This window comes from Shimia biformata (assembly GCF_016888515.1).
Classification (GTDB): Bacteria; Pseudomonadota; Alphaproteobacteria; order Rhodobacterales; family Rhodobacteraceae; genus Shimia_A; species Shimia_A biformata.
This window is the reverse complement of record NZ_JAFEJK010000001.1, coordinates 1,764,628-1,777,371: the sequence shown is the minus strand read 5'-3', so window position 1 is coordinate 1,777,371 and position 12,744 is coordinate 1,764,628. Positions and strand designations below refer to the sequence as shown.

The window sequence follows — 12,744 nt, the reverse complement described above, 5'->3', positions numbered from 1 at the left end:
CTCGCTCCTGTTGATCCGGCCACCAAAGACCGTTTATTGTTGCGTCTCTTGTGGCACATTGACATTCCCCCCTTCCACCCCACATTTTGCGCGGCCATAAAGCTCGTCCCGAGTCGAGAGGAAATTTAATGCCAGTTGTCGTCGTCGAATCCCCGGCTAAAGCCAAGACAATCAACAAATATCTGGGGTCCGACTATACCGTTCTGGCATCCTATGGCCATGTGCGCGACCTGCCTGCCAAGGACGGATCGGTCGACACCGACCACGATTTCGCCATGACCTGGGAGATCGGCAACGACAGCAAGAAACATGTCCGCGCCATCGCCGACGCGCTGAAAGAGGACAATGCGCTGATCCTCGCGACCGACCCCGACCGCGAGGGCGAGGCAATCAGCTGGCACCTTGAGGAAGCCCTGCGCAAACGCCGTGCGATCAAGAAAGACACCCCCGTCAGCCGGGTGGTGTTCAACGCCATCACCAAGTCCGCCGTGACCGAGGCGATGCAAAACCCGCGCGACATCGACCAGCCGCTGGTCGACGCCTATCTTGCCCGCCGCGCGCTGGATTACCTTGTCGGGTTCAACCTGTCCCCCGTGCTGTGGCGCAAACTGCCCGGCGCGCGCTCGGCGGGGCGCGTGCAGTCGGTCTGCCTGCGCCTGATCGTCGAGCGCGAGATGGAGATCGAGGCGTTCAATGCCCGCGAATACTGGTCGGTGAAGGCACTGCTGGCGACCCCGCGCGGACAGGAGTTCGAGGCCCGTCTCACGGTTCTGGGCGGCGACAAGCTGGACAAGTTCGACCTGGAAAACAGCACCGCCGCAGAACTTGCGGTTCAGGCCATCCAGTCGCGCGACCTGACGGTTGCCAGCGTCGAGGCCAAACCCGCCAGCCGCAACCCCTCGGCCCCGTTCATGACCTCGACCCTGCAACAGGAAGCCAGCCGCAAGTTCGGCATGGGCGCGCGGCAATGCATGAACGCCGCCCAGCGGCTTTATGAGGCCGGGCACATCACCTATATGCGGACCGACGGGATCGACATGGCACCCGAAGCGGTCGCCGCCGCGCGGGATGCGATTGCCGACCGGTATGGCAAGGAATACGTGCCGGATTCCCCCCGCATCTACAAGAACAAGGCCAAGAACGCGCAGGAAGCCCACGAATGTATCCGCCCGACGGATATGACCCGCGATGCGGCGTCGCTGAAACTGTCGGAACCCGATCAGCGCAAGCTTTATGACCTGATCTGGAAACGCACGCTGGCCTGCCAGATGGAAGGCGCGCGGCTTGAGCGCACCACGGTCGACATCGCATCCGCCGACGGTCAGGTCGGCCTGCGCGCCACCGGGCAGGTCGTCTTGTTCGACGGCTTCCTCAAGGTCTATGAAGAAGGCCGCGATGACGTTGTCGACGAGGATGACAAGCGCCTGCCCCAGATCACCGAGGGCGACAAGCTGGACAAGCGCAACGTCACGCCCGAGCAGCATTTCACCCAGCCCCCGCCGCGCTATACCGAGGCGACGCTGGTTAAGAAGATGGAAGAGCTGGGCATCGGCCGCCCCTCGACCTATGCTTCCGTGATTACCACGATCCAGGACCGCGAATATGTCCGCAAGGACAAGAACCGCCTGTTCCCCGAGGACAAGGGCCGGATCGTCACGATCTTCCTGCTGAACTTCTTCCGCAAATATGTCGGCTATGAATTCACCGCAGAACTGGAAGAGGAACTGGATGATGTCTCGGCCGGCAACCGCGATTACAAGAACGTTCTGAACCGGTTCTGGAAGGATTTTTCCGCCGCCATCGCCGAAACGTCGGAACTCAGGATCACCGAGGTTCTGGACGTGCTGGACGACGCGCTGGCGCCCCAGCTTTATCCGCCGCGAGAGGATGGGTCGGACCCGCGCATCTGCCCGAAATGCGGCCAGGGGCGCCTGCATCTAAAAACCTCGCGGACTGGCGGGTTTGTCGGCTGCGGCAACTATCCCGAATGCACCTATACCCGCCCCATCGCGGGCGAAGGGGCCGATGGCGACGAACGTGTATTGGGCGAGGATCAGGGCGACGAAATCTGGCTCAAGGCCGGTCGTTTCGGACCTTATGTGCAGCGCGGAGAGCCGACGCCGGAAAACAAGAAACCCCCGCGCGCCAGCCTGCCGCGTGGCTGGAACAAGGATGACATGGACCTTGAAAAGGCGCTTGTCCTTCTCAGCCTGCCGCGCGAGATCGGCGAACACCCCGAAGGCGGGATGATCACGTCGAATTTTGGCCGGTTCGGGCCTTATGTCATGCACCAGCTGCCCGATGAGGCAAAGCCGGTCTATGCCAACCTAAAGGACCCGAATGACGTCTTTGAGATCGGCATGAACCGCGCGGTCGAAATCCTTGCCGAAAAACGCGCGAACCCCGGTCGTCGTGGGTCAAGTGCATCCGCCAAGCCATTGAAAGAGCTTGGAGATCACCCCGAAGACGGTGGCCCGGTAAACATCATGGACGGCCGCTATGGGCCTTATGTCAAATGGCAGAAGGTCAATGCGACCCTGCCCAAGGACGTCAAGCCCGAAGACGTGACCATGGAGATGGCGGTGCAGCTGATCGCGGAAAAGGCGGCCAAAAAGGGCACCAAGCGCAAGACCACGAAAAAGAAGACGGCGGCCAAGTAAGCCGCTGGCACCTTTCTGCCCGTCCGCTGGTCCTCAAGCGCTTGTGAGTTGCGTTTCGGAGCCGCCGTGGACAGGGTGCGCCGACATAAGTGACGCTCGGACACTGGATATGACCAAGATCAAACTGACCCGCCGCACGCTTCTGGCTGCGGCCCCCGCAACGGCGGCCTTTCCCTCGCAGCTTTGGGCGCAGGCCGTCGAAACCCAGCCGCTGGACTCGACCGCCGAAGCGGTGGCCGAGACTGCCCCGGAAGAGGTTGAAACCGCCCACCGCAATATCTCGGCCTTCCGGCAGCAGGACTGGCGCGACCATTTCGATGACCTTGGCGTGGCGGCAATCCTGGCCGACACCACGTCCCGCGCGTTGCATTTCTGGTCGGGTGACGGGATGACATACCGGTTGTTCCCGACCTCGGTGCCAATGTCCGAGGACCTGACCAAGCGCGGATACACCAAGATCGTGCGCAAGCGCGTCGGACCGGACTGGACCCCGACCAAGTCGATGCTGGAACGCGACCCGACGCTGACCTACATGCCCCCCGGCCCCGGCAACCCGCTGGGCACGCATGCGATGTATCTGGAATGGCCCGCCTACCTGATCCACGGCACCCATGACGACCGCAAGATCGGGCGCAAGGCATCCTCGGGGTGCATCGGGCTTTATAACGACGCCATCGCGCAGCTGTTCGAGATCACCCCGGTCGGCACGCAGGTTCGCATCATCTGACGCCCATCCCCGGCCCATCTCTGGCCCGACCCTGCCCCGAACTACGGGGTTTCATACGTAGTAATACGCAAGCGGGCCGGATTCCCCCCGGCCCAGATTGACTTGTCCCTGCCCCCACGTCACAACCCCTTCAATTCAGGATATGAGGGGAGAGTCTCATGAAAAAAGTCTATCCGAACGCCGACGCGGCGCTGGACGGGCTGCTGGAGGACGGTCTGATGATCGCCGCCGGCGGGTTCGGCCTGTGCGGTATTCCCGAGCTGCTGCTGGAAGCGATCAAGAAATCCGGCGTCAAGGACCTGACGTTTGCCTCGAACAACGCCGGCGTTGACGATTTCGGCATTGGCATCCTCTTGCAGACGCGGCAGGTCAAGAAAATGATCTCGTCCTACGTGGGTGAAAACGCCGAATTCATGCGCCAGTATCTGTCGGGTGAGCTTGAGCTGGAGTTCAACCCGCAGGGCACGCTGGCCGAGCGTATGCGCGCCGGTGGTGCCGGTATCCCCGGTTTCTTCACCAAGACCGGCGTCGGCACCGTGATCGCCGAAGGCAAGATGGAAAAGCAGTTCCCGACCGGGCCGGATGGCGCGATGGAGGACTATATCATGGAGGAAGGCATCTTTGCCGACCTCGCCATCGTGAAAGCCTGGAAAGCGGATGAAACCGGCAACCTCGTGTTCCGCAAGACCGCGCGCAACTTCAACGTGCCCGCCGCGACCTGCGGCAAGGTCTGTGTCGCCGAGGTCGAGGAAATCGTGCCGACCGGCTCGCTTGACCCGGACGCGATCCACCTGCCCGGCATCTATGTGCATCGCATCGTCCAGGGCGAACACGAAAAGCGCATCGAACAGCGCACCACCCGTCCGCGCAAGGAGGCCTGATCATGGCATGGGATCGTAATCAAATGGCCGCACGCGCGGCTCAGGAACTGCAAGACGGCTGGTATGTGAACCTTGGCATCGGCATCCCGACGCTGGTGTCGAACTTCATCCCCGAGGGGGTCGAGGTGACGCTGCAATCGGAAAACGGCATGCTGGGCATGGGTCCTTTCCCTTATGAGGGTGAAGAAGACGCCGACCTGATCAACGCCGGCAAGCAGACCATCACCGAACTGCCCCAGACCGCCTATTTCGACAGCGCGCAAAGCTTCGCGATGATCCGCGGCGGCAAGATCGCCATGGCGATCCTCGGCGCGATGGAAGTGGCCGAGAACGGAGACCTTGCCAACTGGATGATCCCCGGCAAGCTGGTCAAGGGCATGGGCGGCGCGATGGACCTTGTTGCCGGTGTTGGCCGCGTCGTCGTCGTGATGGACCACACCAACAAGCACGGCGAGTCCAAGGTCCTGAAGGAATGCACCCTGCCCCTGACCGGCACCGGCGTCGTCGACCGCATCATCACCAACCTTGGCGTGATGGACGTGGTCGAGGGCGGCCTGAAACTGGTCGAACTGGCCGACGGGGTGAGCGAAGAAGAGTTCCGCGCCGCAACGCAGGCAACGCTGGTCAACTAAGCCCGCTGATTGTCAGAACGAAAAGGCCCGCACAATTCGAGCGGGCCTTTTTTGTTGTAAGGCGGGTGAGATCGTTTGGACACGACATTTGCGGCGAGGTGCGGGATTGTGCCCAAAACCGGACGCACGCACTCGGACCCGATGCGGTACTGAAGGCTGTTATCTGCTTTGCCATGCGACCTTAAAACGTTCGGCATGGAGCCGTCCAAGACAACGGTGTCTTTGTGAATCTCCCTGTTTGCACTACCCTGTGTGCTGCGCACGAGAGGAGCGAAGCCATTGGACCGCAAATTGGCAACGATCATGGTTGGCGACTATGTAGGCTCGACCGGGGAGATGGAGCTGAACGAAGAAGGCGCCTTGTCGGTCGTAATGCGCGGCCTTGACCTTGTGTCACGTTGCGTGAGCAAGCATCATGGAAGAGTGTTCAACTCTGCCGGAGATGCACTTCTCGCCGAGTTCGAAAGCCCGGTCAACGGCCTGAAAGCTGCAATAGAAGCACGCTCACTGCTTGCCACTGCGCCAGGCCTCACACCAAGATCTATGCGCTTTGGCTTGCATTTGGCCGATGTTGTCCGGGTAGGAGATGATCTGCGCGGCGACGGCGTCAATATCGCCGCGCGATTGCAGCAAATGGCCGATCCCGGTGAAATTGATGTTTCCACAACTTTGTTCGACCAAGTGCGGCGTGTGTCGCCTTGCGCATTCGAGGACCGGGGGGAACATCGTCTCAAAGGACTGAATGAGGCCATGCGGATCATGCGCGTAGGCGCTTCGGTGGATCGGCACGTATTTCAACTTGCACCAACCATCGACGCGCCAAAATCGGCGATAAAACCCAATTCCATTGCGGTATTGCCGTTCAACACAAGTTCCGGTGCGGATGAAGATCAAGAATTTCTCGCCGAGGGCCTGACAGAAGATTTGATCCATGACCTGAGCCTCATCCGCTCACTTTTTGTAAGTTCTCGAACCGCCTCTGGTGCGCTGCAAACCGATGATCCAAAGGTCATCGGGGACACTCTCGGTGTTTGTTATGTGTTGAGTGGAAAGGTGCGCAGAATGGGCTCGCGCATTCGCCTGAGCGTGACCCTGACCAGAACGAGCGACGGCGGGCTTGTGTGGTCTGATCGCATTCAAAGACCGTTCGACGAAGTGATCGACGCAATGGAGGATATCGTCGCGCGTGTCGCTGCAACTGTCTCAGGCAGGATCGATCACGAGGCAATAAGCGCAGCCCGGATGAAACGGCCAGAGAACATGACAGCCTATGAATACTATCTGCGCGGTTTGGAACAGCACCGTATGAGCAGCGTGTCGGACAAATTTTCACACGCGGCTCTCGAATGGTTTCGCAAGTCGCAGCTGGCTGATCCCAACTTTGCACGCCCCATTGCAATGGAGGTGTGTTCATGGAGCAGCATGGTGGATTTCGATCTGGTCAAGGCAGAAGAAAAATTGAACCGCGCCATGCAACTGGATTCCTCTGATCCCGAATTGCATCGAATTCTTGGGACACTTCAAATCAAGCTCAACCGGGATTACGATGCAAGCCGTCGGCATCACGAACTGGCGATGCAGCTTGCGCCCAATGATGCCTACATTCTCGGGCGTTGCGCAGCATTCTATGTCTTTGACGGACAACCAGAGCTCGCTTTGGAGTTGTTGGAGCGTTCCGCATCTCTTGACCCTTTCCTGCCGGTCTGGATCGTCGAGGAACGGGTGGCGGCACTCTATGCGATGGGACGGTTCTCGGACTCAAACAAGGAGGCTCGAAGCCTGAATTTCCAAACGCGGCGCTCGCGGCTTTATCGCGCGGCCAGCCGGGTCGCAAGCGGCGACGTGGAACGCGCACGCGAACTTGTCGCCGAAGCACTGGCCGACGACCCCAATCTCAGCTGCGAATACGTGAAGTCGCAAGAATTGATCCGCGACACTGCAGAACTTGAAACGCTTTTGGATAGATTGCGACTGGCCGGATTGCCGGACACCCCTCCAAGCGCCCCTTAGGACAAGATAGCGTGCCGTGTCAGACCATGCGCAATCGCGAGCGTGATGCCCTGCACTGCCCCCGTCACCACCGCCGTCTTGCCCGTGAGATCCGTCATTGCCCCCTCTTGCATGACAGCCGGGTTCCATCGAAGCGGGTCACGGGCCGCAAGGCACGGTCGTGCGGCTACGTATCTTCTTGAAACCCCGCGCCCCTTCGCGGCATTGTCCGGCCCATGGACATCATTGCCGACGCTTTTGACAATGCCCCCATCGGGCTTGCCGTTCTGGAAAATCGCCAGATCATCCGCTGCAACCGCGCCTTTGCCGAGATGTTCCGCGACACGGTCGCCGCGATCGAAGGTGAACCGATCGCGGCGTTTTATGCCTCGGAAGAGGATTTCCAGACCATCGGCGCCCGTGTCTATGCCCGCATGCGCGAAACCGGCCGGCACCATGACGAACGGGTCATGCGCCGGCGCGACGGGGATTTGTTCTGGTGCCGGGTGCGGGGTCAGTCGACCAGCCCGCAAAACCCGTTCCAGCGGTCGATCTGGTCCTTTGCCGACCTGTCCGAGGAACGCCCCGTGGTGGCCCTGACCCAGCGCGAACGCGAGGTGGCGATCCTGACGTGCCGGGGCCTGACCTCAAAGGAAGTGGCCCGCGAGATGGGGCTGTCCTATCGCACGGTCGAGGAATACCGCGCGCGGTTGCTCAAGAAATTCGGGGCGCGCAAGCTGGCGGAACTGGTGGCGAAACTGTCGGGCATGCCGCTGTGAGCGGTCGTTTTTGCCCCGCGCGGGACTGCAATCCACTGCTTTTCACTGCCACGGCTTTCACATATAACGCGACGCAGGGGAAACAACGATCCAGCGCCGCGAAAGCGCAGCAGAGGACAAAAGAAGCATGAGCAAGAAAAACCACGAAGCCGACGTCGCCTTTATCCAGGCGCTTGCAGAAATTCTGCGCGACAACGACCTGACCGAGGTCGAGGTGATGCGCGACTATGGTGAAGATGACAGCCTGAACGTGCGTGTCAGCCGCCAGACCGCCGCCGTCGCAGCCCCCGCTGCCGCACCGGTTGCCGTGGCCGCACCCGCCGCCGCTGCGCCCGCTCCGGCCGCCGCCGCGCCTGCCGCAGCCCCGGCTGCCGCATCCGACGATCCGGCCAGCCATCCCGGTGCCGTGACCTCGCCCATGGTGGGCACGGTCTATCTGCAGCCCGAACCCGGCGCGCCGTCCTTCATCTCGGTCGGGGCGCAGGTTGCCGAGGGCGACACGCTTCTGATCGTCGAGGCGATGAAGACCATGAACCATATCTCGGCCCCGAAAGCCGGCACCGTAAAGCGCATCCTGGTGGATGATGGCGACTCGGTCGAATATGGCGCACCGCTGGTCATCCTTGAGTAAGGCACTGACATGTTTGACAAGATTCTGATCGCAAACCGGGGCGAAATCGCCCTGCGCGTGATCCGCGCCTGCCGCGAGATGGGCATCCAATCCGTCGCGGTCCATTCCACGGCGGATGCGGACGCGATGCATGTGCGCATGGCGGATGAAGCGGTCTGTATCGGCCCGCCGTCCGGCACGCAAAGCTATCTCAATATGGCGTCGATCATTTCGGCCTGTGAGATCACCGGCGCGCAGGCAATCCATCCCGGCTATGGTTTCCTGAGCGAGAACGCCAATTTCGTGCAGATGGTCGAAGACCACGACATCACCTTCATCGGGCCCACCGCTGAGCATATCCGCATCATGGGTGACAAGATCACCGCCAAGGATACGATGATCAAACTGGGCGTGCCCTGTGTGCCCGGTTCGGCGGGTGGTGTGCCTGATCTGGACGCGGCCAAGGCCATCGGGGCCGAGTTCGGCTATCCGGTCATCATCAAGGCCACCGCCGGCGGTGGCGGGCGCGGCATGAAGGTTGCCAAGTCCGAAGCCGAGATGGAAAAGGCCTTCCGCACCGCGCGGGCCGAGGGCAAGGCCGCCTTCGGCAACGATGAGGTCTATATCGAGAAATACCTCACCACGCCGCGCCATATCGAGATTCAGGTCTTTGGCGATGGCAAGGGCAACGCGGTGCACCTGGGCGAACGCGACTGTTCGCTTCAGCGCCGTCACCAGAAGGTGTTCGAAGAGGCCCCCGGCCCCTGCATCACCCCCGAGGAACGCGCCGCCATCGGCAAGATCTGCGCCGATGCGGTCGCCAAGATCAACTATATCGGTGCCGGCACGATCGAGTTCCTCTATGAAAAGGGTGAGTTCTATTTCATCGAGATGAACACCCGTCTGCAGGTGGAACACCCTGTCACCGAAGCGATTTTCGGCGTCGACCTGGTGCGCGAACAGATCCGCGTCGCGGCCGGGCTGCCGATGTCCTTCGGTCAGGATGACCTGGCGATCAACGGCCACGCGATCGAGGTGCGCATCAACGCCGAGAAGCTGCCGAATTTCTCGCCCTGCCCCGGCAAGATCACCCAGTATCACGCGCCGGGCGGCCTGGGCGTGCGCATGGATTCGGCGCTTTATGACGGCTATTCGATCCCGCCCTATTACGATTCGCTGATTGGCAAGCTGATCGTGCATGGCCGCGACCGGCCCGAGGCGCTGGCGCGTCTGAACCGGGCACTGGGAGAGTTGATCGTTGACGGGATCGACACCACGATCCCGCTGTTCCATGCGCTTCTGGCAGAGCCTGCCGTGCAAAGCGGGGATTACAATATCCACTGGCTGGAACACTGGCTGGAACAGAACCTGTCCGCTGATTGATGACATAGGCGCGCCGCATGTCCGAGCTTACGCCCGAGATCCTGCTGCGCGCCTATGGCATGGGCATTTTCCCGATGTCTGAACACCGCGACGACCCAGAGATTTTCTGGGTCGATCCGCGCATGCGTGGGGTCTTTCCGCTGGATGGGTTTCACCTGTCCCGCTCCCTGCGCCGCCGCATCCGACGGGGCGGCTATGCGGTCACGCTGGACGGCGATTTTGCCGGGGTGGTCGATGGCTGCGCCGACCGTGCCGAGACATGGATCAACGACACGATCCGCGATCTCTATCAGGCGCTGCACCACCGCGGCGCGGCGCATTCACTGGAAATCTGGATGGACGACCTTCTGGTCGGCGGGGTCTATGGCGTGACGCTGGGGTCCGCGTTCTTTGGCGAAAGCATGTTTTCGCGCCGGACGGATGCGTCGAAACTGGCGCTGGCCTATCTGGTCACCCACCTGTCGCGCTGTGGTTTCACCCTGTTTGACACCCAGTTCACCACGCCGCACCTGCTTAGTCTGGGCGCGGTCGAGATCACGCGGGACGACTATCACGCGCAGCTGGAACAGGCGCTGCGGCAGCGGGCCGACATTTACTCTGAGGCGCTGCCCTCGGCGGCAGAGGTCTTGCAGCGCAACACCCAGACGTCATAGCGGGCATGGTCCATTGCGCTCAGCGCCGGGCTTGAGGCGATCATCCAGCCCTGGAAGACGGGCGCGTCCGACTTGCGTTCTTCGTAAACCGAAAGGAACGCATAAGCCTCGCCCGCGGCGTTGTCTTCGGGGTGACGGCACTGGGCAAGGTCGATCCGCAGTTCTCCGAACCGGCCGGAAACGCCGTTTTCCAGTTCGATATCAGCCACTTCCCCGGTCAGCTTGTCCAGCCCGCGCAGGATTGCCCCCTGCCCCGGCACGGCCTCGGTCACGGTTTCGCGCACGATGTCGTTGCTGTAGGTGCGCAGGAAAACACCGTTGTCCTCGCGCAGGTAATCCAGCGACGGTTCGTCATCCAGGGTCTCGATGATGATGGTCTGCGCGGTCGCCGGAAGCGCCAGCAGGCCCAGAGACAAGATCAGGGCGCGCATCATGACTCGTCACTTCCCGAAACGAATTTCAACAGAAGCGAGATCAGGCTGACAGAGCCTTGGGTGTCCTCGACCTCGGCACCGGGATCGAGGTTGAAGGGCGATCCGCCCGGCAGCAACTCGACAAAATTGCCGCCCAGAAGCCCCTCGGACGAGATCACGGCAGCCGTGTCATCGGGCAGGTCTATGCCGTTCAGAACGGTGAATTCGGTGTCCGCACGGAAGGTTTGCGGGTTCAGGTCGATTTTCGTCACCGTACCAACCTTGACGCCCGCCAGACGTACATCCGTTCCAACCGAAATCCCGTCGATTGAGCGGAAGGACGCGGTCAGCGGATAGCCCGCCGACGACGTGCCGAACCCCGAAACCTGGCTGACATAGACCATGAACCCCACCGCAATGGCGAGAACCCCGGCCCCGACTGCAATTTCTGTACGTGCTGCGGACATCGCGCGTGCCCTCCCGATTATTCGGGCGACCAGGCCTCGTAGTCGCGGCGGTCAGCCGGAACCGGCTGGCGCAACGACCCCGCCGGCGCATAGGCCATGGCGGTGCCGGTCAGGTTTTCCTGGTGCGGCTGCTCCCAGGGTTTATGCTCAAGCGGTTTTTCGGTCGGCGGCTCTTTCAGCGTGCGGTGCAGCCAGCCATGCCAGTCCGCCCCGATGCGGCTGGCCTCGACCTCGCCGTTGTAGATGACCCAGCGCTTCTTGTCGTCCTTGGTGCGGTAGAAGACATTGCCCTGCTCGTCCTCACCAACTTTCACCCCCCTGCGCCAGGTATAAAGCTGGGTGCCAAAGGTCTGGTCGTTCCACCAGCTGAAGATTCGGTTGATAAAGCTGCCAACGCTCATGAACGCCTCCAAGATTTGACTATTCATATGGACCAATCGCGGGCAAAGGTCCAGTGGGCGCAGCGACCGAAACGCATGCCTGCGACCTTGCGCGCAGAACGCCCCATGGGATTGATCGGGGGTTTCATCCAGGGATGTGCGCGCGATGCTCAGGGATTGCAAAGACCGGCCGCATCGCGCAGCGCTATGCAGAACCCGGTGCCAAGATAGGCGCTATAGACGGTATTGGGCACGCCGTCACGGGTATGCGAGTTCACGCCGACAACCCGGTTGTTGTTGATCCAGCCACCGCCGCTGGAACCGCGGGTCATGTCACTTGCCATCTTCACAAATGGCAGGCGGTCCAGAATCGGGCCCGACCCGGCGACATGGAACAGGCTTTGGCCATCGAAACGCCCCTCGGCGGGGTAGCCATAGGCGGTCCATTCAAAATGGCGAAAGTTGGGTCGGGCGATGAACCCAAGCGCCGACATGCCATGCAGGACGGGGTATTTCAGCTTGATCACCGCATAGTCATGCTCAAAGTTCCGATAGGCCCGCCAGAACAGCGACGTATAGGCCGCGACAGCCTGATACCGGCCGATGCCAGGAATGGGGTAAAGCGGCGCGAAATAGATATCGGTTGCAGCCACCCGGTTGTCATAGACGCAATGCCCGGCCGTCACCACGACATCAAAATTGCCGACAAGCTGCGCCGAACACACGTAATCCTTGCCGTTGAGCTTGAAGAAAAGCTTGCCGACCGAAGCCGCCGGCGCCCGGAACCGTTCACTGCGCGGCACCAGCGTCGCGATCCCCCCGGTCAGGGACGGATCGCCGAACAGGGGCTCTCCGTAAACCGGGCCGTTCGGGTCAACGGGTGGCTGCTCATCTTCGGTGAACGGGGGAAGCTGCGGCATCGGAAGGGGCTCGGCCCCTGCGATCATCTTGTCGACATCTTCGTCACTGGTCGTCGTAAAGACGATGTCGGCCCGGATGATCGCATCGTCGCTGCCCGGAATCGGGATTTCGCGTTCTTCCTGCGCCGATGCTCTGACGGGTCCAAGGACCGTCAGGACAGACAGAACCAAAACGATGACAGGTTTCATATCTACACGCCTTTGACCAACCTCCTGGTCAGGCTAGACGCGGCCCGGGCCGCGAGACAAG

13 protein-coding genes are annotated in these 12,744 nt (G+C 61.4%); 9 read left to right on the top strand and 4 right to left on the bottom strand.

The features are described from left to right. Nucleotides 1-128 precede the first annotated feature (128 nt). From topA to aat, 9 genes are all read left to right on the top strand, one after another. Nucleotides 129-2,660, top strand: a complete 2,532-nt coding sequence (gene topA / locus JQ863_RS08595) for a type I DNA topoisomerase (protein WP_204113877.1) — start codon at nucleotides 129-131, stop codon at nucleotides 2,658-2,660. Between the two features lie 109 nt (nucleotides 2,661-2,769). Next, nucleotides 2,770-3,387 carry a L,D-transpeptidase gene (locus tag JQ863_RS08590; RefSeq protein WP_204113876.1) on the top strand — a complete coding sequence of 206 codons (618 nt, stop codon included), beginning with the start codon at nucleotides 2,770-2,772 and terminating at the stop codon, nucleotides 3,385-3,387. 158 nt (nucleotides 3,388-3,545) lie between these two features. After that, entirely contained in the window at nucleotides 3,546-4,268 is a 723-nt protein-coding gene (locus JQ863_RS08585) for a CoA transferase subunit A (protein WP_204113875.1), read from the top strand. Nucleotides 4,269-4,270: 2 nt separating this feature from the next. Continuing rightward, nucleotides 4,271-4,900 carry a CoA transferase subunit B gene (locus tag JQ863_RS08580; protein WP_204113874.1) on the top strand — a complete coding sequence of 210 codons (630 nt, stop codon included), beginning with the start codon at nucleotides 4,271-4,273 and terminating at the stop codon, nucleotides 4,898-4,900. 279 nt (nucleotides 4,901-5,179) lie between these two features. Continuing rightward, nucleotides 5,180-6,910, top strand: a complete 1,731-nt coding sequence (locus JQ863_RS08575) for an adenylate/guanylate cyclase domain-containing protein (RefSeq protein WP_204113873.1) — start codon at nucleotides 5,180-5,182, stop codon at nucleotides 6,908-6,910. 215 nt (nucleotides 6,911-7,125) lie between these two features. Further along, the gene (locus JQ863_RS08570; RefSeq protein ID WP_239113242.1) at nucleotides 7,126-7,668 is read left to right on the top strand and encodes a LuxR C-terminal-related transcriptional regulator; all 543 of its coding nucleotides are present in this window, start codon (nucleotides 7,126-7,128) and stop codon (nucleotides 7,666-7,668) included. Between the two features lie 127 nt (nucleotides 7,669-7,795). Next, nucleotides 7,796-8,299: an acetyl-CoA carboxylase biotin carboxyl carrier protein gene (gene accB / locus JQ863_RS08565; RefSeq protein ID WP_204113872.1), complete on the top strand. Its 504-nt coding sequence runs from the start codon at nucleotides 7,796-7,798 to the stop codon at nucleotides 8,297-8,299. A gap of 9 nt (nucleotides 8,300-8,308) precedes the next feature. After that, entirely contained in the window at nucleotides 8,309-9,661 is a 1,353-nt protein-coding gene (accC, locus tag JQ863_RS08560; RefSeq protein ID WP_204113871.1) for an acetyl-CoA carboxylase biotin carboxylase subunit, read from the top strand. A gap of 17 nt (nucleotides 9,662-9,678) precedes the next feature. Further along, on the top strand, nucleotides 9,679-10,314 hold the full coding sequence (gene aat / locus JQ863_RS08555; protein ID WP_204113870.1) for a leucyl/phenylalanyl-tRNA--protein transferase: 636 nt from the start codon (nucleotides 9,679-9,681) through the stop codon (nucleotides 10,312-10,314). Here aat and JQ863_RS08550 read toward each other — a convergent pair. From JQ863_RS08550 to JQ863_RS08535, 4 genes are all read right to left on the bottom strand, one after another. After that, a complete protein-coding gene (locus JQ863_RS08550; RefSeq protein WP_239113241.1) occupies nucleotides 10,254-10,748 on the bottom strand; it encodes a DUF2155 domain-containing protein in 495 nt (164 codons plus the stop codon). The genes aat and JQ863_RS08550 overlap by 61 nt on opposite strands. After that, nucleotides 10,745-11,194 (bottom strand): outer membrane lipid asymmetry maintenance protein MlaD, encoded by a 450-nt coding sequence (mlaD, locus tag JQ863_RS08545; RefSeq protein ID WP_204113869.1) that lies wholly within the window; start codon nucleotides 11,192-11,194, stop codon nucleotides 10,745-10,747. Before mlaD ends, JQ863_RS08550 begins: the two co-directional genes overlap by 4 nt. A 17-nt stretch (nucleotides 11,195-11,211) precedes the next feature. Then, nucleotides 11,212-11,595, bottom strand: a complete 384-nt coding sequence (locus tag JQ863_RS08540) for an NADH:ubiquinone oxidoreductase subunit NDUFA12 (RefSeq protein ID WP_204113868.1) — start codon at nucleotides 11,593-11,595, stop codon at nucleotides 11,212-11,214. Nucleotides 11,596-11,744: 149 nt separating this feature from the next. After that, nucleotides 11,745-12,683, bottom strand: coding sequence for a trypsin-like serine peptidase (locus tag JQ863_RS08535; protein ID WP_204113867.1), 939 nt, complete (start codon nucleotides 12,681-12,683; stop codon nucleotides 11,745-11,747). Nucleotides 12,684-12,744 lie beyond the last annotated feature (61 nt).